This window comes from Lichenicola sp. (genome assembly GCF_965198575.1).
Classification (GTDB): domain Bacteria; phylum Pseudomonadota; class Alphaproteobacteria; order Acetobacterales; family Acetobacteraceae; genus Lichenicola.
This window is the reverse complement of the sequence record NZ_OZ240671.1, coordinates 306,231-328,943: the sequence shown is the minus strand read 5'-3', so window position 1 is coordinate 328,943 and position 22,713 is coordinate 306,231. Positions and strand designations below refer to the sequence as shown.

At 66.8% G+C, this 22,713-nt stretch carries 24 protein-coding genes; 16 read left to right on the top strand and 8 right to left on the bottom strand.

The genetic code is table 11. The features are described 5' to 3' along the window. The first annotated feature begins 2 nt into the window (after positions 1–2). The 10 genes from bchZ to ACOEQ2_RS01640 all read left to right on the top strand — a co-directional run bounded on the left by bchZ (position 3) and on the right by ACOEQ2_RS01640 (position 9,427). Entirely contained in the window at positions 3–1,502 is a 1,500-nt protein-coding gene (gene bchZ / locus ACOEQ2_RS01685) for a chlorophyllide a reductase subunit Z (RefSeq protein WP_419729665.1), read from the top strand. 42 nt (positions 1,503–1,544) lie between these two features. Further along, positions 1,545–1,766 carry a light-harvesting antenna LH1, beta subunit gene (gene pufB / locus ACOEQ2_RS01680; RefSeq protein WP_419729664.1) on the top strand — a complete coding sequence of 74 codons (222 nt, stop codon included), beginning with the start codon at positions 1,545–1,547 and terminating at the stop codon, positions 1,764–1,766. A 12-nt stretch (positions 1,767–1,778) separates the two neighbouring features. Continuing rightward, positions 1,779–1,982 carry a light-harvesting antenna LH1, alpha subunit gene (pufA, locus tag ACOEQ2_RS01675; protein WP_419729663.1) on the top strand — a complete coding sequence of 68 codons (204 nt, stop codon included), beginning with the start codon at positions 1,779–1,781 and terminating at the stop codon, positions 1,980–1,982. A 40-nt stretch (positions 1,983–2,022) separates the two neighbouring features. Further along, the gene (gene pufL / locus ACOEQ2_RS01670; protein WP_419729662.1) at positions 2,023–2,847 is read left to right on the top strand and encodes a photosynthetic reaction center subunit L; all 825 of its coding nucleotides are present in this window, start codon (positions 2,023–2,025) and stop codon (positions 2,845–2,847) included. 4 nt (positions 2,848–2,851) lie between these two features. Next, entirely contained in the window at positions 2,852–3,853 is a 1,002-nt protein-coding gene (gene pufM, locus ACOEQ2_RS01665; RefSeq protein ID WP_419729661.1) for a photosynthetic reaction center subunit M, read from the top strand. Then, positions 3,853–4,974, top strand: coding sequence for a photosynthetic reaction center cytochrome PufC (gene pufC, locus ACOEQ2_RS01660; protein WP_419729660.1), 1,122 nt, complete (start codon positions 3,853–3,855; stop codon positions 4,972–4,974). The genes pufM and pufC overlap by 1 nt, the downstream gene beginning before the upstream one ends. Next, a complete protein-coding gene (locus ACOEQ2_RS01655) occupies positions 4,971–6,521 on the top strand; it encodes a c-type cytochrome (RefSeq protein WP_419729659.1) in 1,551 nt (516 codons plus the stop codon). The genes pufC and ACOEQ2_RS01655 overlap by 4 nt, the downstream gene beginning before the upstream one ends. A gap of 28 nt (positions 6,522–6,549) precedes the next feature. After that, on the top strand, positions 6,550–6,753 hold the full coding sequence (locus ACOEQ2_RS01650) for a hypothetical protein (RefSeq protein WP_419729658.1): 204 nt from the start codon (positions 6,550–6,552) through the stop codon (positions 6,751–6,753). A 269-nt stretch (positions 6,754–7,022) separates the two neighbouring features. Continuing rightward, the gene (crtI, locus tag ACOEQ2_RS01645) at positions 7,023–8,519 is read left to right on the top strand and encodes a phytoene desaturase family protein (RefSeq protein ID WP_419729657.1); all 1,497 of its coding nucleotides are present in this window, start codon (positions 7,023–7,025) and stop codon (positions 8,517–8,519) included. After that, complete coding sequence (locus ACOEQ2_RS01640; protein WP_419729656.1) at positions 8,516–9,427, top strand: phytoene/squalene synthase family protein; 912 nt, start codon at positions 8,516–8,518, stop codon at positions 9,425–9,427. The genes crtI and ACOEQ2_RS01640 overlap by 4 nt, the downstream gene beginning before the upstream one ends. Positions 9,428–9,562: 135 nt before the next feature. Here the strand turns inward: ACOEQ2_RS01640 and ACOEQ2_RS01635 are convergent, their stop codons facing one another. The 3 genes from ACOEQ2_RS01635 to ACOEQ2_RS01625 are packed head-to-tail and all read right to left on the bottom strand — an operon-like array spanning position 9,563 to position 12,092. Next, the gene (locus ACOEQ2_RS01635; protein ID WP_419729655.1) at positions 9,563–10,612 is read right to left on the bottom strand and encodes a methyltransferase domain-containing protein; all 1,050 of its coding nucleotides are present in this window, start codon (positions 10,610–10,612) and stop codon (positions 9,563–9,565) included. Between the two features lie 22 nt (positions 10,613–10,634). Continuing rightward, a complete protein-coding gene (locus ACOEQ2_RS01630) occupies positions 10,635–11,324 on the bottom strand; it encodes an aquaporin (protein WP_419729654.1) in 690 nt (229 codons plus the stop codon). 15 nt (positions 11,325–11,339) lie between these two features. Further along, complete coding sequence (locus ACOEQ2_RS01625) at positions 11,340–12,092, bottom strand: sterol desaturase family protein (RefSeq protein WP_419729653.1); 753 nt, start codon at positions 12,090–12,092, stop codon at positions 11,340–11,342. A gap of 143 nt (positions 12,093–12,235) precedes the next feature. Here ACOEQ2_RS01625 and ACOEQ2_RS01620 point away from each other — a divergent pair, with 143 nt between their 5' ends. From ACOEQ2_RS01620 to ACOEQ2_RS01605, 4 genes are read left to right on the top strand one after another with little or no spacing between them, the layout of a single operon-like run. Beyond that, entirely contained in the window at positions 12,236–12,811 is a 576-nt protein-coding gene (locus ACOEQ2_RS01620) for a TIGR04282 family arsenosugar biosynthesis glycosyltransferase (protein ID WP_419729652.1), read from the top strand. Further along, complete coding sequence (locus ACOEQ2_RS01615) at positions 12,808–13,533, top strand: glycosyltransferase (protein WP_419729651.1); 726 nt, start codon at positions 12,808–12,810, stop codon at positions 13,531–13,533. Before ACOEQ2_RS01620 ends, ACOEQ2_RS01615 begins: the two co-directional genes overlap by 4 nt. A 48-nt stretch (positions 13,534–13,581) precedes the next feature. Then, positions 13,582–14,994 (top strand): dihydrolipoyl dehydrogenase family protein, encoded by a 1,413-nt coding sequence (locus tag ACOEQ2_RS01610; protein WP_419729650.1) that lies wholly within the window; start codon positions 13,582–13,584, stop codon positions 14,992–14,994. Beyond that, the gene (locus ACOEQ2_RS01605; protein ID WP_419729649.1) at positions 14,982–15,974 is read left to right on the top strand and encodes a radical SAM protein; all 993 of its coding nucleotides are present in this window, start codon (positions 14,982–14,984) and stop codon (positions 15,972–15,974) included. Before ACOEQ2_RS01610 ends, ACOEQ2_RS01605 begins: the two co-directional genes overlap by 13 nt. Before the next feature lie 216 nt (positions 15,975–16,190). Here the strand turns inward: ACOEQ2_RS01605 and ACOEQ2_RS01600 are convergent, their stop codons facing one another. Further along, positions 16,191–16,430 (bottom strand): hypothetical protein, encoded by a 240-nt coding sequence (locus ACOEQ2_RS01600; RefSeq protein WP_419729648.1) that lies wholly within the window; start codon positions 16,428–16,430, stop codon positions 16,191–16,193. Positions 16,431–16,601: 171 nt separating this feature from the next. After that, complete coding sequence (locus ACOEQ2_RS01595; RefSeq protein WP_419729647.1) at positions 16,602–16,907, bottom strand: hypothetical protein; 306 nt, start codon at positions 16,905–16,907, stop codon at positions 16,602–16,604. 217 nt (positions 16,908–17,124) lie between these two features. Between ACOEQ2_RS01595 and ACOEQ2_RS01590 the strand changes: the two genes are divergently transcribed. Together ACOEQ2_RS01590 and cax are read left to right on the top strand one after the other, a co-directional pair. Next, complete coding sequence (locus ACOEQ2_RS01590; protein ID WP_419729646.1) at positions 17,125–18,387, top strand: cation:proton antiporter; 1,263 nt, start codon at positions 17,125–17,127, stop codon at positions 18,385–18,387. Further along, positions 18,384–19,442, top strand: coding sequence for a calcium/proton exchanger (gene cax, locus ACOEQ2_RS01585; protein ID WP_419729645.1), 1,059 nt, complete (start codon positions 18,384–18,386; stop codon positions 19,440–19,442). Before ACOEQ2_RS01590 ends, cax begins: the two co-directional genes overlap by 4 nt. Before the next feature lie 306 nt (positions 19,443–19,748). Here cax and ACOEQ2_RS01580 read toward each other — a convergent pair whose 3' ends face one another. The 3 genes from ACOEQ2_RS01580 to ACOEQ2_RS01570 form a co-directional block, all read right to left on the bottom strand. After that, positions 19,749–20,123, bottom strand: a complete 375-nt coding sequence (locus ACOEQ2_RS01580) for a hypothetical protein (RefSeq protein WP_419729644.1) — start codon at positions 20,121–20,123, stop codon at positions 19,749–19,751. Between the two features lie 201 nt (positions 20,124–20,324). Then, the gene (locus ACOEQ2_RS01575; RefSeq protein ID WP_419729643.1) at positions 20,325–21,083 is read right to left on the bottom strand and encodes a DUF4422 domain-containing protein; all 759 of its coding nucleotides are present in this window, start codon (positions 21,081–21,083) and stop codon (positions 20,325–20,327) included. Between the two features lie 50 nt (positions 21,084–21,133). Next, on the bottom strand, positions 21,134–22,558 hold the full coding sequence (locus ACOEQ2_RS01570; RefSeq protein WP_419729642.1) for a hypothetical protein: 1,425 nt from the start codon (positions 22,556–22,558) through the stop codon (positions 21,134–21,136). Positions 22,559–22,713 lie beyond the last annotated feature (155 nt).

The following is a 22,713-nucleotide window of genomic DNA, read 5'->3' as shown; positions in this document are numbered from 1 at the left end:
CGATGCTGGTCATCGACCACGACCGGGCAGGTGGATACTGGGGCGCGGTGTACGTGTTTTCCGCGATCAGCGGATTGCGCGTGATCATCGACGGGCCGGTCGGCTGCGAGAACCTGCCGGTGACGGCGGTGCTGCACTACACCGACGGCCTGCCGCCGCATGAACTGCCGGTCAGCGTCACCGGACTCGGCGAGGACGCGCTGTCGATGCACGGCACGGAGGGTGCGCTGCGGCGCGCCAACAGCGTCGGCGACCAGAAGATGCCGGGCGTGGTGGTTACCGGCAGCATCGCCGAGATGATCGGCGGCGGGGTGACGCCGGAAGGCTCGAACCTGATGCGCTTCATCCCGCGCACGATCGACGACGACCAGTGGCAGTGCGCCGACCGGGCGCTGTTCTGGCTCTGGACGCAGTTCGGCACGAAGAAGCCGGCGGCACGGCCGACGGTCCGCAAGGTGGGAGCGGCCGGCGAGGCTGCTTCGGAGGCACCGAGCGCACCGAAGGTCAACATCATCGGCGCGATCTACGGCACCTTCAACAGTCCATCCGACATCGCGGAAATACGTCGACTCGCGGAAGGCATCGGCTGCACGGTCAACCTGGTCTATCCGCTCGAGGCGCATATCAACGACACCCCCCGGCTCGCCGACGCGGTGGTCAATATCTGCCTCTACCGGGAGTTCGGGCGCCAGCTGTGCGAGGAACTCGGGCGTCCCTACCTGCAGGCGCCGATCGGGGTGTTCGCCACCACCGCATTCCTGCGCAGTCTGGGCGAGCTCACCGGCCTGGATCCGGAGCCGTTCATCGAGCGCGAGAAGCGCACCACGATCAAGGCGGTGTGGGATCTCTGGCGCAGCGTGACGCAGGACTTCTTTGCCACCGGCAGTTTCGCGATCGTCGCCACCGAAACGTACGAGCGCGGCGTGCGGCATTTCCTGCAGGACGAGCTCGGCATCCCCTGCAGTTTCTCGTTCGCGCGCAAGCCCGGCGCCAAGCCGGATAATTTCGCGGTCCGCGCGGCGCTGAAAGCCACCCCGCCCTTGGTGCTGTTCGGCTCCAACAACGAGCGCATCTATGCGGTCGAGCAGAAGGCGCGATGCATCTTCGTGCCGGCCTCGTTCCCCGGTGCGGTCATCCGACGCGCCACCGGCACCCCGTTCATGGGTTATGCCGGCGCCACATACATCGTTCAGGAATATTGCAACGCTCTGTTCGACGCGTTGTTCAACATGCTGCCGTTGGCGTCCGACCTCGATGCGATCGAGGCAACCCATGCCCGCCGCAACGCCGGCACATCGTCGGAGCGGGAAATGCTCTGGGATGGCGCGGCTGCCGAGCTGCTCGACGACCATGTCGAGGCGGAGCCTTTCATCGTGCGGATATCGGCTGCCAAGGCGTTGCGCGAACGGATCGAGCGCGACGCCGAGGCAGCACACGAGACCCGCATCACCGTCGAGCGGGCCAGGCGGTCCCTCGGTATCGACCACCGGGTTCCGGTGTGACGACCAGTCCGACTTAAACGCGACCCTCGCAGGAGACAACAGATGGCCCTTGATCCGGAAACCCGCTCGACCCTGTCGGGCCTCACCCCTGGTGAAGCCCAGGAGTTCAACAGGATCTTTGTCCTGAGCTTCATCATCTTCACCAGTGTCGCCATCGTCGCGCATATCCTGGCGTGGCTCTGGCGTCCCTGGGGCGGCAACTACCATGCGGCGATGCTGGACGGCGCCCTTGCCGCGCACCAGCTCGTCAGCGCCTTTTCATAGGGAGCAGAAATCATGTGGCGCATCTGGGTCCTGTTCGATCCCCGTCGGGCATTGGTCACGCTGTTCGTGTTTCTGCTGACCCTTGCTCTGGTGATCCATTTCATCCTGCTCAGCACCGATCGCTTCAACTGGCTCGACGGCCCCAACCATGACCGCCTGGTCGGGTCGCAGGTCCAGGAGATGACGCCGTTGCCGCAGACGCCGAAAGCGCAGTGACGAAAAGAGCCTGAACGCACGCAGGCAGGAGATCCCGTCGATGGCGATGTTGAGCTTCGAGTACAAGTACCGCGTTCGTGGCGGTACCCTCGTGGGCGGCGACCTTTTCGATTTCTGGGTCGGTCCGTTCTATGTCGGCTTCTTCGGGGTCACCACTGCGTTCTTCACCCTTGTCGGCACGTTGCTGATCATCTGGGGTGCCGCGATCGGGCCCACCTGGAATGTCTGGCAGATCAGCATCGCGCCGCCGGACGTCCGGTATGGCCTGGGTTTCGCGCCGATGCGGGCCGGTGGGCTATGGCAGTGGATCACGTTCTGTGCACTCGGGGCGTTCTGTTCGTGGGCGCTCCGCATGGTCGAGATCGCACGCAAGCTCGGCATGGGATTGCACGTTCCGATCGCCTTCAGCGGAGCAATCCTGGCCTACTTCACGCTTGAGGTGATCCGGCCGGTGCTGATGGGTGCATGGGGTCACGCCTTCCCGTACGGGATCCTCAGTCATCTCGACTGGGTCTCGAACGTCGGCTACCAGCACCTGCAGTTCCACTACAATCCGGCGCACATGATCGCCGTGACGTTCTTCTTCACCACCACCTTCATCCTCGCCATGCATGGCGGCGTGATCCTGTCGTCGCTGAACCCACCGGCTGACGAGGCGGTCAAGCCGTCGGGCTTCGAGGACTCGTTCTTTCGCGACCTGATCGTCTATTCGATCGGACCGCTCGGAATTCATCGGCTCGGCTGGTTCTGCGCCATCAATGCCGGTGTCTGGAGCGCCATCTGCATCGTCATCAGTGGCCCATTCTGGACCCGAGGCTGGCCGGAATGGTGGAACTGGTGGCTAAACCTGCCGCTGTGGAGCTGAGCCCATGTTCGACTACCGCACGGCCTTTGGCACCGAGTACCAGAACCTTTTCAACCGCATCCACGTGGAGGGACCGCTCGACGACGGCGCCCCGCTCAAATGGGGTAGCGAGAATCGCGGCACCCGCAAGTTCTCCTCGATCCTGATGGGTTTCATCGGTGCGGCGCAGGTCGGGCCGTTCTATCTCGGCACCGTCGGCATCGCGTCCCTCATCTGCGGTTTCATCGCCTTCGAGATCATCGGGCTCAACATGCTGGCCTCGGTGAATTGGGACCCGATCCAGTTCATTCGCCAACTGCCCTGGCTGGCACTGGAGCCGCCCGCACCGTCCTATGGGCTCCACATTCCGCCGCTGGCCTTGGGAGGTTGGTGGCTGATGGCCGGCTTCTTCCTGACCGCGGCGATCCTGCTGTGGTGGGTCAGGGTCTATCAGCGGGCGCGCGCCCTCGGCATGGGCACCCACGTGGCCTGGGCATTCGCGTCGGCGATCTTCCTCTATCTGGTCGATGGCTTCATCCGCCCGTTGCTGATGGGCTCGTGGGGCGAGGGCGTGCCGTTCGGGATCTTCGCGCATCTCGACTGGACCGCGGCTTTCTCGGTCCGATACGGCAATCTCTACTACGACCCGTTCCACATGCTATCGATCGTGTTCCTGTATGGCTCGACGCTGCTGTTCGCGATGCATGGCGGCACCATCCTGGCGGTCGGCCGCTTCTGGGGCGAACGCGAGATCGAGTTGACCGTCGACCGCGGCACCGCTGCGGAGCGGGCGGGGATCTTCTGGCGCTGGATCATGGGGTTCAACGCGACCTACGAGAGCATCCATCGCTGGGCCTGGTGGTTCGCGGTGCTCTGCACCCTGACTGGCGGCATCGGCATCCTCCTCACCGGCACGGTGGTCGATAACTGGTATCTCTGGGGCGTGAAGCACCACATCGCCCCGATGTATCCCCGTGTGTATCAGCCCATTCCCGATCCTGGCCTGCTCCGTGGAGTTGTCGGCTGATGCGTTTCCTGACCGCCCCCTGGGCACTTGTGGCGCTGGTCATGCGCCGCAGTCTGGTCGGGATATCTCGCCATCCGTGGCGGACCTCGGCCGCCATCGTCGGCGCATTCGTCGCACTGATCATCGTGGGCTTCGCACTGACGCTGGAGGGACTTCCGACGGTCAGCGTGCAGCGCGGTTTCCGCGGCACCGGCATGATCCAGTACTACAAGCCCAACCTGCTGAAGAAGGAGATCGCGGCCAACACGTTGCTGCCGGCGCTTCCCGCCGTGCCCCCGGCCGGCAAAACGGCGGCGGTCGCCTATCGCAACATCCAGGTCCTCGGGGATGCCGATGCAAACGCGTTCCTTCGGCTGATGGGCGCCTTCCCGAACTGGCTCTCGCCGGCGACAGGCTGCGCCTACTGCCATTCCCTGCGGAACATGGCCGACGACGCGCTCTACACGAAGACAGTCGCCCGTCACATGATCGAGATGACCCGCGAGATCAATACAAAGTGGAAGAGCCACGTGGGGAATGTCGGCGTAACCTGCTATACATGCCATCGTGGGCATGGGGTTCCGCAGGAGGTCTGGTTCGCAGAGCCTCCGCCAGGATCTGGCCACAACGTCGCCGATGCCGGGACCGGGCAGGGCGGCGTCGGGAAGGCGTCCGGTCTGACAACCCTGGCGAGCGATCCTTTCATGCCATTCCTGCTCAACGCCCAGCCCATCCGCATCACGGGTAACACGGCGCTTCCGTCCGGCAACAACAGCTCGACCAAGCAGGCCGAATGGACCTACGGACTGATGATGCATTTCGGCCACTCCCTCGGAGTGGGGTGCACGTACTGCCACAACACCCGCGACTTCTCGAGCTGGGACCAGGGCACGCCGCAGCGCCTGACCGCCTGGTACGGCATCCAGATGGTGCGCGACATCAACCGGACCTTCATGGTGCCGCTGACCCCGGTGTTCCCGGCAGCCAGGCTCGGGCCGACCGGAGATGTCGCCAAGATCAATTGCGCGACCTGCCACCAGGGCGCCTACAAGCCCTTCTATGGCGCCAGCGATCTTGGGAACTATCCGCTCCTTGCCGAAAAACCCTCTAAATACCTGACCGCGGCGGGAGCTGCGCCATGAGCCGGATCAGGGATTTCGGGTGCGTCCTGGCGCTGGCCCTCGGCAGTCTCGGGCTTTCCGCGGCGGCGGCGGCGCAGGACCCCTCGCTCGACGTGATCGCGCGCGGCAAGTACCTGGCCACCATGGGGGACTGCACCGGTTGCCATACCGCCGAGGGCGGCAAGATGTTCGCCGGCGGCCAGTACATGGCGATGCCGTTCGGCGAGCTTTCGGTGCCGAACATCACCCCCGACAAGAAGACCGGCATCGGCGACTACACCGATGCCACCTTCATCCGGCTGATGCAGCGCGGGATCACCGACAAGGGTGTCTATATCTATCCGGCGATGCCATACGCCTGGTACGCGACCGTTCCCAAGAAGGACCTGCTGGCGATCAAGGCCTACCTGTTCTCGCTGCAGCCGGTCGTGGCGCCACGCCAGCCGAGCAAGATCTGGTTCCCGTTCAATTTCCGCCCGGCGATCGCACTCTGGGACGCGCTGTTCGTGCCGACCCAGGAATTCAAGCCGGATCCGAAGCAATCCGACCAGGTGAATCGCGGTGCCTTCATCGTGGGTGGCCTCGAGCATTGCGGCGAGTGCCACAACCATCGCAACTTCCTCGGCAACACCGCCCTTGCCCAGAATGTCCTGGGCGGTGCCATCACCCGCTGGTATGCGCCGAACATCCGGCCGGACAACCTGACCGGGATCGGTCCCTACAGCGTCGACGACCTGACGGAGTTCTTCAAGAAAGGCCACTCCAAGGCGATGGGCACGGTTGCCGGCCCGATGATGGAAACCATCGATGACAGCATGCAGTATCTCGATATCGCCGACCTTCGCGCGGTCTCCGCGTATCTGAAGTCGCTGCCGCCGACTCCGAGCTACGCACCGGAGGACGCGACCTACCGGCCGGTCGCGATGGCGGACGGACATGATGTCTATCTCAGCCACTGTGCGGCCTGTCATCAGGCGAACGGGCAGGGCATTTCCGAGCAGATCCCGGCTCTCGACGGCAACGGGATGGTGCGAGCCACCGGGCCGCAGGACGTGGTCCGGGTGATCCTGGGCGGTCTCGAAGCCCGTGGACCGTATGCCGCGATGCCTGGTGTCGGTGCTGCGATGAGCGACAGCGAGATCGCCTCCGTCAGCAACTACGTCCGGCAGGCCTGGTCGAACCGCGCGCCGGCCAATACCGGGAAGCTGCTGGTGTCGTTGTTGCGCGAGGACACGCACACCTTGCTCGATGGCAGCCGTCCGGGTGGTTGTCCGACGCTGGCGGACAAGGATCTGCAGACGGTCCTCGACGACCCGTCGAACGGTGTCGCGACCCTGCTGCACGAGACGACCGAGGCCAACCTGCTGCAGAGCGCGAATTCGATCATCGCCAAGGTCAAGTCGGCAGCGCCGCAGATCAAGCAGGCAGACATCGTGAACGGTCTGGCCACCGCCTACTGCCCGGTGGTGGCGACCATGCCCGGCCTGAATCCGGATCAGCGCGTCTGGCAGCTGACGCATTTCATGGAGCGGGTCTACGTGCAGCTGACGACGAACGGAACCTATTGAGCCTGCGTGGCTCCCGAAGGAGAACGCGATGTATTTCTGGCTCTTCGCAGGTGTGGTCGTGGTCTGGCTGTGGCTCGCGGGCGGCAGCGTCTATGGCGGCTGGAAGGGCCGCATAGGCTGGTTTTTCTCCAGTGTCGGCGTTCTGTTCTGGAGCGGCGTGGCGGGGGCGGTCCTGTTGTTCGTCGGTCCCTATTGGCGCGCCATCTATTGGATTCTGCTGCAGCCAGGCTAGGCCGCTGTTTTGCCGGGCATCCTTATCCCATCGATAAGCAAGGTCGAGCGGATGATGCTCTAGTTCTGGGTGTCCGTGTTGATGCGGATCGGGAGGAGGATCGGGTCATCGTCTGGCTCAATGAAGTCGAGACCGGGGAGCAGCGCCTGGCGAGCCGGGTTGCAGAAACAGCCGACATCGTGCGGTTGGACCGGCCCCGGCTCCCCTCCCGGCTGCCGAGACCCTCGGGTTCGCGTCGTGTGATTGTCGTCGGTGCCGGGTTCGGCGGCATGGCCGCTGCACTGCGTGCGCGCGCACTCGGTCACGAGGTCACGCTTGTCGAGCGTCTCGACCAGCTCGGGGGCCGCGGCCGGGTCTTCGAGCGGGAGGGCTTCCGCTTCGATGCCGGACCAACAGTGATTACCGCGCCGTTCCTGCTCGAGGAGTTGTTCGCCCTGTTCGGCGAACGCCTGCAGGACAAGGTCGAGTTGCGCGCCGTATCACCGTTCTATCGCATGAGTTTCCCCGACGGACGGCATTTCGATTACGACGGCGATGCGGAGGCAATGCGCGCACGTGTCGTCGCATGGTCACCGGGCGACGGACCCGGGTATGATCGGCTGCTGGCGCATGCAGGCCGTCTCTACAAGATCGGCTATGAGCGATATGGCGCGCAACCGTTCCATCGCCTCTCGACGATGTTGAAATCGTTTCCGGCCATCCTCCGGCTCGGCGGGCACAGGTCGGTTGCCGCCGTGGTCGCGTCCGCGCTGCGCGACCCGGCATTGCGTCGGATATTCGCGGTCCAGCCGTTGCTCGTCGGCGGTCATCCGTTCCATACCAGCGGCATCTACGCGCTGATCCAGCATCTCGAGCGCCGCTTCGGTGTCTGGTTTCCGGTGGGCGGGACGGCAGCACTCGTCGCCGCCCTGGGCGAGCTGATGCAGCGACACGGCATCACCATCATGACCGGCGCCGATGTCGCGCGCATCACCATCTCGGATGCGCCGCGGCATCGTCCGACCCGGAGGCTGCAGCGGCCGGCGCGCCGCGCGGTGACCGGGATCGAGCTCTCCGATGGTCGGCGTCTTGCGGCCGATATCGTGATTGCCAATGCCGATGCGCCGGCGATCTATGCGGAGTTGCTGCCGAAGCTTGCCAGGAAAGTCTGGACCGATCGACGGCTGGCCAGGCTGCATTATTCCATGGGACTGTTCGTGCTCTATTTCGGCACCAACCGCCGTTTCCCCGGGACGGTGCATCACACCATCCTGCTCGGCACGCGGTGGAAGTCGCTGCTCGACGAGGTCTTCGGCCGCGAGGCGAGGTTGCCGGAAGATGCCAGCGTCTATCTGCATCGTCCGAGTGCGACCGATCCGACGATCGCGCCGCCCGGATGCGACGCGTTCTATGTGCTGGCGCCGGTGCCGAACCTGCAGGCGCCGATCGACTGGGCGAAGGCGGCGCCGGTGATGCGCGATCGTGTGCTGCAACTCCTGAGCGAGCGCGAACTGCCTGGACTGCAAAGTTCCATCACAACGAGTTTCTGGATGACCCCGCAGGATTTCGCCACCGACTATCGGAGCATGCATGGCAGCGGCTTTTCGATAGCACCGAGGCTGATGCAGTCAGCCTGGTTCAGGTTCCACAACCGCTCGGAAGAGGTCGACGGCCTGTATCTCGTCGGTGCCGGGACGCATCCGGGCGCTGGCCTGCCGGGGGTGCTCACGTCGGCAAAGCTGGTCGAGGGGCTGCTCCGTGAAAAGCAGCGTGTGTCGCAGCCATGACGCCACTCGCGACCATGACCCGGCATGGCCGGACCTTCAGGCTGGCGGTCCGCGTGCTGCAGCCGTCGCTCTTGCGGGACGTCGCCGAGCTCTATGCATTCTGCAGGACAGTCGATGACCTTGCAGATCAGACAACAGAACATGCCGATGCCAGGATCAAGCTGCTCGCCCTGCGCCGGGCCATACTCGACGGTGAGATGGCGCATCCGGTTGCGGCAGGCTTCCTCGGGGTTGCGCTGCGTCACCAGCTCGACGCAGCCCATGCGGTGCACCTCATCGATACGATGATCGGCGACCTCGGGCCGGTCCGGATGGCCGATGCCGGGGCGTTGCTCCGATACGCCCACGGCGCTGCAGGCACGGTCGGGCTGCTGATGTGCAGAATGCTGGGGGCGACGGACCCGAGGGCGGCCCCGCACGCGCTCGATCTCGGCATTGCCATGCAGTTGACCAATATCGCGCGGGATGTCGCGGCTGATGCGCAATCGGATCGGTTCTATGTACCGGCGAGCTGGTTGCCGTCTGCCCGGTTGGGCGATCCGGAGCACGTTTACAGGGCGGTCATCCAGGTCCTCGATCTTGCAGAGCTGTATTACCGGAGCGGCAGGAAGGGGCTCGGATATCTCCCCTGGCGATCACGCCTCGCGGTTGGCGCGGCAGCATCGGTCTATCGCGAGATCGGCCAGACCATCAGGCGGACGGGACCGGCCTTCCTCAACCTGCCGCGCTGTGTCGTTCCGCAGCGGACGCGTCTGTGGCTTCTCGCCGGAAGCTTTCCGGTGTCGGCGATCAGCCTCCGATGCGCGCGCCATGATCCTTATCTGCATGCGGCGATAAGTCGCGGACCCATAGGCGGATCGGGTTTGCAAGAACCGGCCTACTCCGGAACGGACGCCGCCATGGCGTAGTGGTTGCGGAGCGCTGCCGCGACCTCGAAATCCGCCGGCTGGGTCTCGGCATTTCTCAGGCCGGGCGAGGCCCCATTGGACCGGCGACGGGTCCCGTTCTTGCGCCGCGCAGTCGGCATATTCGGCAAGTCCGGATCAGCAACACGCGCCGGACGCGACGGCCACGGCGTCCCGGCGGAACGGGCTCGACGTGCCGCATCCGGGAAAGATGCCGAAATGGCGCGATGCATCGCCATGGAAATCGAAGTGGGCGGCGAACCGGGTTTCGCGCAGCATCTTCCAGGTGTTTCCGCAGACCGGAAACATGCGGCCGGCCTCGATCGCATGATGGCCGTCGAGCTCGAACACCCGCGGACAACCCGGAACGGTGCCGCGATACACCACGGCCTGGCCATAATCCTCGCACTGCGGCTCGAGCGCCTCCAGCTTGAACAGCCGGTAGGTCGCGGAATGGAAGCCGATGCCGTCGAGCAGCTCCGCGATCCGCTCGTCGCCGATGCCGAGCGGACGGTCGGACACCAGGCGCGGATCGGTGAAGCCGGCAGCCTTTGCAAGACGGTCGAAATCGCCCCAGTAGAGCGCGCCGGACAGGCACTCGCCATGCAGCACCGGATCGGCCAGCAACGCCGGCGACACGCGGCGGTCGGCATAGACGTCGGAGAAATACAGCTCGCCGCCGGGCTTCAGCAGCCGGTATGCAGCGGCGAACACGGCGGCCTTGTCGGCGACCAGGTTGATCACGCAGTTGGAGACGATGACGTCGAAACCGGCCTCCGGGAGGTCGAGATCACCCAGCCGCTCGATGTCGCCGGTGATGAAGGCGACGTTGGAGCGGGCGTAACCGAAGCGGTCGCGGTGCCACTCGAGGTGACGCTCGGCGACCGCCAGCTGCTCCGGCGTGGCGTCGATGCCGGTGACGCGGCCGGTCTCGCCGACCAGCTGCGCCAGGAGGTATGCGTCCTGGCCGGATCCGCAGCCGAGATCGAGAATGTGGGCGCCCGCGATCGCCTGGGGCACCACCAGGCCGCAGCCGTAATAGCGCGCCTTGACCTCATCATGAATGTTGGCGAGTGCGGACCGGATCGCGGCCGATGGCGGCTCCAGGGTGCAGCAGGCATCGGTGCGCAGATCGGTCGACCGCTCCAGCACCTGGCCATAGTAGCTGCGGCTGTTCTCGATGTTCATCGGATGCGGCCTTTGTCGCCAGTCAGACGGGAGCGTCCGGAAACAGATAGGAGGCGAGGGCGGACCCTGCCAGCGCTCCCGCGAGCTGCGCCAGCACGAAGCCGGGCACATCGGCGGGAGCGATGCCGGCGAAGCTGTCGGTGAGCGAGCGGGCGATGGTGATGGCCGGGTTGGCGAAGCTGGTCGATGCGGTGAACCAGTACGCCGCGGTGATGTAGGCAGCGACCGACGGCGCGATCCAGTCCGGCCGGAACCGCGCGGTGCCGATGATGGTCAGGATCAGGCCGAAGGTGGCGACGAATTCGCCGGCCCACTGGCCGATCCCGGTGCGCGGCTTTGGCGAGACCTCGAGGATCGGCATGCCGAACATCAGGTGCGCCGCCCACACCCCGAGGATGCCGGCGCCGAGCTGCACCAGCGCGAACGCGGCCGCCTCGCGCCATCGCAGATCGTGCCGCAACGCCGCGACCAGGCTGACCGCCGGGTTCATCTGCGCGCCGGAAATCGGCGCCAGCATGGTGATGAGCACGAACAGGATCGCGCCGGTGGCGATCGCATTGGCCAGCAATGCGACGCCATCGTTCCCGCCGGACAGGCGCTGCGCCATGACGCCGGACCCGACCACCGCGGCGAACAGCAGGAACGACCCGGTCGCCTCGGCTGCGAGCTGTCGGGCGAAAGGGGCGCGTCGGGTCGTGTCGAGCTCGGGCATATGTCCTGTCCCGCGTCAGGCGTGACGTTCGGGGGAAGGCATCGGCCTGAACGGCGCCAGCAAAGCCTGCCCCAAGGTCACGTCGGACAGCGCTGCCGGGTCATCGATGCCGATGATGATCGCGGTCGGCGGCACGTCCTGCCGGAGCGTGCGATGCAGACGGTCCCACACGCTGAACCCGCTCGACCAGTTGCTGTCGCGTTGCGCGGCGCGCACCGAGTGGTGGATCCCGTGCATGCGCGGCGTCGTCAGCACCCATGACAGGCGGCGGTCCCAATCCGGCGGCAGGCCGAGGTTGCTGTGGTGGAACAGGATCGAGAGGGTGAAGAAGCGCTGCCAGGCCGCCAGCGTGGAGGGCCCGATCCCGCTCGCCCGTACCTGCAGCATGCGCCATGGCAGCGAGACCAGCATGTCGAGCAGGTGGAAGCGGATCGCGGTGGACATGTCCATGTCGGGATCCACGTGGTGCACGCGGTGGAAGCGCCACAGGAAGGTCAGCCGGTGGGTTGCGACGTGCCAGAGGTAGAAGCCGTAATCCATCGCCAGGAACGACGCGACGACACCGAGCCGGCCCGGCAGATGCTGTCCAAGGCCGCGCCGGTGGGCGATGTTGCCGCGGGCGATCCACCGGGTGACAGGGGTCTCGACAAGCGCCACGACGGCCGCCGACGCAGCCCCCATCGCGGCGTTGCGCAGGGTGCGCGGCAAGCCGGGATGGGTGCGGTGACGCAGCGGATGCCGGCGCTCGCCGACGAGGATGCCGATCATGGCAAGAACCCCCGCAACGGCGATCGGAATGCGGGCGCGGCACTGCATCGGTTCGAACGATGCCCGATGGTCGGCCGGACGTCGAGCGCCTATGCGCGGCGTCCAATAGGCGGCGGGCCGTCGAGCGACTATGCTGCAGCGTGATGATCCCGCGTCTCGCCATCTTCGCCCGGTATCCGACCCCGGGCATGGCCAAGACCCGGCTGATCCCGGCGATCGGCGCGGACGCGGCGGCGCGGCTGCATCGCCGGCTGGTGGAGCGAACGGTCATGGCAGCGCGGCAGAGCGGCCTGGCATTCGAGTTGCGGGCGACCGGCGCGTCGATCGAGGCGTTCACCGACTGGCTCGGAGGCGATGTGGCGCTGGTCGAGCAGGGCGAGGGGGATCTCGGCGCGCGGCTCGCACGGGTGCCGGCGCCGGCGATCGTGATCGGCAGCGACGCGCCCGGCCTCACCGCCGACCTGCTGGCGGAGGCGGCGGCAGCTCTGCGGATGCATGCGGCGGTGATCGGGCCGGCGCTCGATGGCGGCTACACCCTGCTCGGATTCCGTGAGCCGGTACCGTTCGCCTTCGAGGGCATGGCCTGGAGTACCGACACGGTGTTTGCCGAAACCATGCACCGGTTGCGGACGCATGGCATCGCGCCGCTGGTGCTGCCGATGCTGGCCGATATCGACAGGCCCGAGGATCTGCTGGACTGGCCAGAGCTGCTGGCGTGAGCGATGTCACGATCGTGGTGCCGATGCTGGAGGAGGAAGCCGTCCTGCCGCGCCTGATCCGGACGCTGGCGGCGCTGCATCCGGCGCCTGCGGAGATCGTCGCGGTCGATGGCGGCAGCACCGATCGGAGCGTGGCACTGGCGCTGGCGGCAGGCTGGCGGGTGATCGGCGCACCGGCCGGGCGCGGCATCCAGATCAATGCCGGGGTGGCGGCGGCGGCATCGCGGATCGTGTGCGTGCTGCATGCCGACACCATCCCCCCGGACGACATGGTCGCGGTGATCGAGCGGACGCTTGCGGACCGCCGTGTGGCGCTGGCCGGCTTCACGCCCCTGATCTGCGGGCCCGACCGGACCCGGTGGGGGACGAGTTTCCATAACTGGATCAAGACCTGGTATGCGCCGCTGCTGATGCGTCCGGACCTGTTCCTGCGCGGCGCCAGGCTGCTGTTCGGCGATCACGCGATGTTCTTCCGGCGCGACGATTTCCTCGGCGTGGGCGGCTGCGATCCGGGCATCCCGGTGATGGAGGAGGCGGACCTGTGCATCAAGCTTTCTAAGCTCGGCCGGGTGCGGCTGCTCGACCGGACGGTGCAGACGTCGGATCGGAGGATCGCCGCCTGGGGACCGATCCGGGCGAACTGGATCTACTTCAAGGTCGGCATGATGTGGGGGCTCGGCGCGCGCGGCCGGCTGGCGCGGCATTATCCGGACGTCCGCTAGCATCCGCTGCCGGCGCAACCGGCCGGCCCGGGCCCGCGTAAGGTCGGCGTGACGGAGCGCTTCGACCTCGTGGTGATCGGTGCCGGCGCGGCGGGGCTGACCGCTGCCGGCGGTGCAGCACTATTCGGGCTGAAGGTCGCGCTGGTCGAGGCGGGCGACATGGGCGGCGAGTGCCTCAATACCGGCTGCGTGCCATCGAAGGCGCTGATCGCTGCCGCAGCGCGGGCCAGTACCGGCCGCTCGGGAGCAAGGCTGGGAGTGGCGCTGGGTGAGCCGGTGGTCGATTTCGCAGCCGTGCGTGCGCATGTCGACCAGGCGATCGCCCGGATCGCGCCGGAGGACAGCCAGGAGCGGTTCGAGGCGATGGGCGTCGCGGTGATCCGCGCGCGGGCGCGCTTCCTGGATCGCTCCACCATACTGGCAGGCAACCGCAGGCTGAAGGCCGGCCGCTTCGTGATCGCCACCGGGTCGCGGCCGACGCTGCCGCCGATCGAGGGTCTGGCCGAAGCGGCACCACTCACCAACGAGACGCTGTTCGGGCTGGAGACCCTGCCGTCGCACCTGATCGTGCTCGGCGGCGGCCCCGTGGGGATCGAGATGGCGCAGGCGTTTCGCCGGCTGGGTGCGGCGGTGACGCTGATCGGCGCAGCACCCTGGCTCGGCCGCGAGGACCGGGAGGCGGTGGCGCTGGTGGTGGAGCAGCTGGGGATGGAGGGGGTGGTGCTGCTGGCCACGCAGGCGATCCGGGTCGAGCGGGACCACGAGGTGAGGGTGCATTGCGCGAACGGCGAGGTCGCGGCCGGAAGCCATCTGCTGGTGGCGACCGGGCGGACGGCCAATATCGAGACGCTGGACCTGGCGGCGGCCGGCGTCGAGACCGGCGCGGACGGGATCGTGGTGGATGCAGGCCGCCGCACCAGCAACCGGCGCATCCTTGCGATCGGCGACTGCCGGGCCGGCCCACGTTTCACCCATGTCGCCGGCTACGAAGGCGCGCTGGTGGCCGCCCGGGTGGCGCTGGGGGTGCGCGGCAAGGTCGACTGGCGGGCATTGCCCCGCGTCACCTACACCGACCCAGAGCTCGCCCAGATCGGGCCCACGCAGGCCGAGGCGGAGGCGCGATACGGCCGCATCGAGGTCACCCGCGAGGCATTCGCGCACAACCACCGGGCGGTGACGGAGGGCGACACGCGCGGCTTCCTGAAGCTGGTGCGGCACCGGGGCAGGGTGGTGGGCGTCACCATCGTCGGCGCGCATGCGGGCGAGTTGCTGCTGCCCTGGGCGCAGGTGATCACCGGCCGCTCGTCCAGCTTCGCGCTCGGTTCCGCGGTGATCGCCTATCCGACCCGCAGCGAGATCGCCAAGGCGGCGGCGTTCGCGACCTGGCAGCCGGCGCTGTTCGGGCGCTGGCCGAAGCGCTGGGCACGGCTGCGCGCGAGGGCGAGATCATGGCGCGTGTGAGCGGCGTGCGCATGATGCCGGCCGGGCCGTCGCCGTTCCGTGTCGAGGCGCGTTCGTTGCCGGCAGCCAAGTTCGTCGATCCGGTGCGGACGGCGGCGGGCGAGGCGCGGGCGATGGTCCCGCTGGTGGGGCTCGAGACGCTCTGGTTCAACACCGGCACGCTCTGCAACCTGGCCTGCGCCAACTGCTACATCGAGAGCACGCCGACCAACGACGCGCTGGTCTATCTGACCGCCGGGGAAGTGGCGCGGTTCATCGACGAGATCGCACGGAACAGGCGAGGCACCCGCGAGATCGGCTTCACCGGCGGCGAGCCGTTCATGAACCCGGACATCATCGCGATGCTGGAGCTTGCGCTGGAGCGCGGCCACGCGGTGCTGGTGCTGACCAACGCGATGAAGCCGATGCGGCGGCGCGAAACCGCGTTGCTGGCGCTGCTGGCCCGATACCACGAGCGGCTGACGCTGCGGGTCAGCCTCGACCATCACAGCCAGGCCATCCATGAGGCGGAACGCGGTCCGGGCAGCTGGGCGGTGGCACTTGACGGTCTGCGCTGGCTGTCGGCGGGCGGCTTCCGGGTGTCGGTGGCCGGCCGGCATCTCGCGCGCGAGCATGAGGCCGACGTACGGGCCGGCTATGCGGCGTTGTTCGCGGCACAGGGGATCCCGGTCGATGCCAGCGACCCGGCCGGCCTGGTGCTGTTTCCGGAAATGGATGCGGCGGCCGACGTGCCCGAGATCACGACGGCCTGCTGGGGCATCCTCGACCGGTCACCGGCCTCGGTCATGTGCGCCGGCAGCCGCATGGTGGTGCACAGGCGGGGCGAAGCGGCGGCGCGCGTGGTCGCCTGTACGCTGATCCCGCACCATCGCGACTTCGACCTCGGCGCCACGCTGGCGGAGGCGGCCGGGCCGGTGGCACTCAACCATCCCCATTGCGCACGCTTCTGCGTGCTTGGCGGGGCCAGCTGCTCCGGCTGAAGCGGCGCATTGATGCATGGGGCATCCTGGCGCCTTGGTTCGATCTGCACGATGGCGGGATGTTGTTGCCCGCGTCTCGGAAGCGGGACGTAGAGGACGGCGACGCTGTAGAGCCAGCCGTGCGGCATGGCGCCCTCCAGGGAGCCGGTACCGGGCGCGTTCCTGGCGGGTCCCGATCGATATGAGCTCGCAGCGGCAATCGCCGGCTTCGGGTCTCTACAGGTTCGACGTCGTCGGAGTGCGCCTGGCCGACGCGGAGGTAGCGGGACCAACGACATCATGCGCGACATCCGCATCGTACAGCACCGGGTCCTGCGCCTGCCTCAGGGCCTGGCTCGCGCCGTGACGGTTCCTGCTCGACAGCAGCCTTGAGGCCTGGGCGATGTCGGTGTCGCTCCGCGTCAGCGGCGTCACTGCCTGCGTGTCGTTGGCGGTGACCGAGGCGGTCTTCAGCAAGCCGTGCGCCTTTGTCGAATTCGCCGTCGATCGGGATCCGCGTGATCCTGGCGGTTGAACCGGAGCCGGTGGGCTTGGTCGGGTCGCTATTGGTCAAGCCCTGCATCGGCTTTGGATCGGCCGCGGCGATCACGCCGCCCGTGTTGTCGTTCTTCAAGCGGCCGTGCGTTGTTACGTAAGAAATACGATGTGTCTTGCCACGCCGGGATTGCCATTCAACATCCCCGGTCGGGCGAGGCCGATAGTCTGGATTTCACGCGCGCCGTCGATCGAGAGCCTGGCAAAAACCCTGGCCGGCGGACCGGCGATGGCGCCCTTCGAGGACGCCGACGATCGCGTCGCCGCGATCGCAGCCGGAAAACCTGCCGTGCGGGCGTGGCAACTTGCGGCGCGTACCGGAAATCTTTCGCATGAAAAGTTTCTGGCTGGATCCCAATGATGGTCGGCCGAGTGCGCCGCACCGTCGATCTGGACCATGAACTGGAGTCCTGATTGCCGCCGCTGTTTCTTGGCATCTGCGCCAGTCCACGGACAGCTCGCGTCCGTTCTGCTGCAGCTGCTGCAGAGGAAGATGCAATCTCGCAGCGACACCATCCCGCTCGTGATGGTCTTGTCGCGGAAGTCATGTTTTGTTTTATCCGGGCACCATCGCGCACCCTGGTTGCCCGACGGCGATCCGCGCTACCACACAGGCATGACGATCCCGGATCCCTGGTTGCTCGCCTTTTCCGTCGCCGTGCTGCTGCTGCTGCTCGGGGCCACCTCCGGTCTGGTGAACTCCGAGCTCTGGATGTCCGAACCGCTGGTCTGCGCGATGGCGGGCATCCTGCTGGGGCCGTTGGTGCTCGGTTTCATCCGGATCGATCCGGGGCAGGATCCGGCGGCGCGCGCGGTGTTCCGGGAGGCCGCGCGGGTGACGCTGGGGGTTGCCGTGCTGGCGTCCGCGATCAGGCTGCCACGCGGCTGGTTGCGCCGCCGGTGGCGCGGCCTGGCGGTGGCGCTCGGGCCCGGCATGCTGCTCATGTGGGCGGCCGGCGCCGCGGTCGCGTGGCTCTGCCTCGGACTGCCGTTCCTGCAGTGCGCCCTCATCGGGGCCATCCTGGCACCCACCGATCCTGTGCTGTCGGCGCCGGTGGTCAGTGGCCCGCTCGCCCAGCGCACCGTGCCATACGACCTCCGCCACGCCATCAATGCCGAGAGCGGCATAAATGACGGGCTGGCGCAGCCCTTCGTCATGATCCCGCTTTTCATCATCCTGGCGCTGCGGCCCGGGGATCATGGCCACGGCATCGGCGACTGGCTGCTGCATGTACTGGTGATCGAGGTCGGCAGCGCCGTCGTGCTGGGTGCGGCGGCCGGCTACGGCGCCTGCCTGTGCATGCGCCGGGCGGCCCGCCATCCCGACACCGAACGCTCCTCGCTGCTGACCATCGCCCTGGCATTGGCGCTGGCGACCCTTGCCGGGCTGCAGGCGATCGGCGGCAACGGCGTGCTGGGCGCCTTCGTGGCCGGTGCGGTGCTGAACGAGAGCTTCAGCACCGAGCATGAGGAGCACCAGGAGCATTTCAACGAGGCCGTCGCCCGTTTCTTCGACCTGCCGATCATGCTCCTGTTCGGCGCAGCACTACCCTGGGCGGCCTGGGTCCAGATGGGGTGGCGCGCGCCCGTGTTCGTCGTGTGCATCCTGCTGTTCCGCCGGCTGCCGGCCTGGATTGCGCTCGGCGGCCTGATGGCCTGGACGCGCCCGCTGTCGCACCGGCTGTTCGCAGGCTGGTTCGGCCCGGTCGGTGCCGCCGCCCTGTTCTACGCCTGCGATGCGCAGGACAGGACCGGGATCGGGTCGTTGTGGCCGGTGGTAAGCCTCGCCGCCGCAGCCTCGGTCGTGGCACACGGCATCACCGCGACTCACCTGTCGGTGTTCCTTCGCCGCAGCCGGGAGCGTGCAGACACGCCATGATCCGCCTCGGCCTGCTCCTGTTGGTGCCGTTGGCGCCGATGCTCGAATACGGGCTCCATGTCCCGCCGATCTGGGTCTTCGTCTGCGGCATTCTCGGCGTGGCGGTGCTGGCCGACTGGATCCGCGCCGCGACCGATCAGCTCGCCGGCCATACCGGCGCGGCGGTCGGCGGCCTGCTGACCATCAGCCTCGGCAGCATCGCCGAACTGTTGCTGGCACTGTTCGTGCTGATGCGCGGGCAGGCGGATGTCGTCCACGCGCAGATCACCGGCTCGATCCTCGGCACCAGCCTGCTCGGGCTCGGGTTGGCGATCGTCGTCGGCGGCTGGGGACGCGAGCGGCAGACCTTCAAGCGCGAGCGGGCCGGGCTGTTGTCGAGCCTGCTGATCCTGGTGGTGATCGCGCTGCTGCTGCCCGCGGTGTTCGACTACACCGGCCGCCGCTTCACCCACGTGGCCGGGATCGGCGCCCGTGACGAATCACTCAGCCTCGCGGTCTCGGTCGTGCTGCTGCTGATCTATGCCGGCAATCTCGGCTACACGCTGGTCACCCATCGCGACGTGTTCGCGTCGGGCGAGCAGGAGGAACGGCCGGACTGGTCGATCGGCCGCAGCCTCGCCGTGCTGGTCGCTGCCACGATCGGCGCCGCGCTGGAAAGCGAGCTGGTCTCCGGCGCGCTGGCCCAGGCGGCCTCGACGCTGCATCTGACGCAGATCTTTCTCGGCGTCATCGTGATCGCCCTGGTCGGCACGATCTCCGACCTGTTCGCCGCGGTCTGGTTCGCGCGCCAGGACCGGATGGGGCTGGTGATGAGCATCTGCATCGGGTCGGCGATCCAGATGGCGCTGGTGGTGGCGCCGCTGCTGGTGATCCTGTCCTGGCTGCTTGGCCGGCCGATGACCCTGGTGTTCGAGGACCCGCTCGACCTGTTCGCGATCGCCGGCACCGCCTTCATCGTCAACGCGATCGCCGGCGACGGCGAGACCACCTGGTTCGAGGGCGTGCTGCTGATCGGCATCTACCTGGTGTTCGGACTGGCGTTCTTTTTCATCTGATCCGGAGCGATCGACGACCAGTCTGTCGTAGAGACATCCAGCCTACCGAGGCGTGACCTGCCGGTATGGGCAGATGCGATCAGTCGAGACGGCTATGGAATTTGCGCAGCCGGCCAGGGTCGGGACACATGGCTTGAATCCCCCCCTTGGCGACGCGGATGTAATTCAGGCTTGGCAACAGCAGGAGCCTGCGTTTGCGCCTGTCGATGACCAACGGGTGACCAGCAACATCATTCATGTGGTGAAGTCGGGTGGCCGGTGGGTAGATGCCCCCGCCTGCTATGGTCCGAGACAGGGACTTTGTAATCAATTCGTACAATGGGCGGCCAAAAGCATCTTGCAGGAGATGTTCATCGCGCCGGCAGCAGCGGGCGAACCGCCTGCCAAAGTCCCGATCGGTAGCACGCACATGAAAGCCCACCGATTGGCGGGCGGCGGAAACGGGGGGCGCTCCTCCAGGCGATCGGGATCAGCCAAGGTGACCGCAATAGCGAACTCCACGCGCTCACCGACGGCGAAGGTCGCAAGCTCCGTTTCGTGCTGATCGGCGGCACCATTGCCGATCGTCGTGCCGCCGAAATCCTGCTCGACGATCTTGCACCGCGCACCATCGTGCTGGCCGACGAGGCCCATGACACCGATGCGATGCGCGACCTGATCCAGCACCTCGGTGCCGTGCAAGACATCCCCTCCACGCCCGACCGCCGCTGGAAAAGCTGATTCTCGCACACGCTCGACAAGAGCCGGATCGCGGTCGAGCGCATGTTCTGCCGCCTCAAGGATGATCGCCGCATCGCCACCCGCTACGACACGCTCGCGACCGACTTTATCAGCGCGGACTTCCTTGTGTCCGCCATCAACTGGTGGTTCTGAGTCCCGGCCCTAGAAGATCCCGGCCTCGGTCCTGACGATGAACCTGTATAGTATCCGGTATCTGCGCCGGTTCTTGGCGAGCCAGACATTGAACAGGCGTTCCGCCAGATAACCGAAGACGCGGATCTGATACCCGTCATAGAACGAGTAGGGTATGATTTTTTCCAGGGCGAACAGGATCGGGAACAGCCAGCTGCAATACTCGTCGATGGCAGCCTTCCTGGCGACGAACATGTTGTGGTGCGACAGAACGTTCGTCTGCATGACGTAATCGAACGCGTCGAGATAGTCGGGCGCCTGGAGTGCCAGCTCCTCCCTCGCGAGAAACAGGTCATGCGGGTGATGCACTTCGGCGTATTGCTGCAGTCCCGACTGCGGGATCTGGGTGTGCGGGATGAGCCACTTCACCGGACTGGGAACGAGGATGTCGCATCCCTGCTTCAGTTCCCAGAAATCATCTACAGAAGCGACATGATGTTCGCCGAATCTGAGCGAGTGGTGCGTGGGCGCGAAATACCGCCGGTGATGTGTCAGGGAAACGAATTCGGAGCGATCGTTCTTCCAGATCCAGTAGAGCGCCGTCAGCTCACAGAAGCTCGGGTTGAGGGCGGAAATCGAATCGCCGGTGTCGTCGCAGACCTGCCCGAACCGAACCGGCGAAAGAGCGGTGCCGGTTTGCAGCGTCAGATATCCAGGTCCCTCGGGGTAATCGCGCCGCGCATTCGTTGCGATATAAATCCGGAGTCCCGGGGTCCCGACGTCTGGCACACTCTTTGTCTCCGGCTACGCTCACGCTACGCTGAAACGGTGTGCGTCATCTAAGTGCTTTTCCCCGACAGCGCAAAGATGCTGCCATGCTCCAACAGGCCGGGGCCCGAGAGCGGCTCCGGTGCAGACCAGGTGACGCCGTCGGTCGAGCAGCTGCGCCGGTAGCCATTGCCCAACGGGTCGAGATAAACGCAGCGGCCAAACGGCGCGATGTCCGCCACGATCGGGCCTTCGAAGGGCTGCCCCCAGGCTGCCCAGTCACCGGTATGCGCCGGCACCCACGGTCCACGCACGGAGTGGGCGGTCAGTGTCTCGATATAGCGCGCACCGCTGCCGAGACGGGCGCCGTACAGGGTGTAAACGCCACCATCGCGCCTGACCGTGGGATCGATCATGTTGCGTGTTGCCGTGCCATCGAGACGCGTCGGGCCCGCGGGGGTGGCGTCGATCGGGGCGGATGCGGGCCAGCTTAAATCGTATAATTCAAAGCCGCGCAGGGCCGTGGCGTTTCTGGACCCTGCGAAGATGGCATGCAGTGAGCCATCGGTGTCGACGAACAGGTCGGGAGCCCAGGCGCCCTCATGGCCGTCGGTTCCGGTCACCGACGCGCAGTCGACGGACTGGATGAAGGTCCAGCTCCACAATCCGCCATTCGATCGGTCCGGGCCGGACGACGTATAGACGTCGAACGATGCGGACGGCGCCAGTCCGTCGACGAGCGTCAGGTTGCTCGCAACCATCACGTACGATCCGCCCCAGCGCAGGACGGACGGATCGCGCAGCACGTGACCGGGTGGCGGCAGCAGATGCGACGGCGTCTCGGTCCAGGACAACCCGTCATCGCTCCGGGCCATCACGAGGTTCTCGTTGCCGGTCCGGTAGGTGCCCTGGAAGCCTGCGAACATCAGGCGTCCCACCGGCCGGACGGTATATTTGGCATCCAGTGCCGAGGCGGCCGCTGCGACCAGCGCGGGCGACGACCCGGATGCAAGCTCGACGAGTGCGGCGATCTCGCCGGTGAACCAGTTCTGGCCCGCCCGGCCGTAGAACGACCCGCCGAGGATGCACCCCTCCGGGCCCAGATCCATCGGACGCAGGAGGCCCGCCTTGGGCTCCGGCAGCGTGGCGGCTTGCCCCGCATCCTTGAGCAGCGCCAGGCTGATCCCGTCCGAGCGCCAGCCGGTGACCTCCCAGGCGCCGTAGGTCGGGTTGCTGGCGACGTCGAGGGCGAGGGCCGGCCCCGCGCTGTCGGCGTAGGTGGTGCGGTTGATCTCGAGTTTTCGCTGCCTGCCGCCGTCGGTGTAGTTCGTGAAGGCGGACAGGTAGGCCGAACCCAGCGCCGAGGCGTGATCGGAGCTGTCGCAGCCCACCAGGTCCCGGGTGACAGAGCTGTCCGCGCCGGCGGCGGGATTGCGGTAGGCGACCAGGACCGCACCAGGTTCTGCAGGCACGCCGGGAAGCTGCAGGAAGCTCATCGAGGCGCCTTGGAAAGACCATGCCGGGTGACCTCGCGGGGTCGTGCCCGCCGCTGCGGATCCGGCTCCAAAGATCGGTCGATCGGCCGCATGGTCCTGGGTGAGGGGCCCGATGGCTCCGGGGCCGGTGCACTGGTTTGCGACGCCTGCCACGC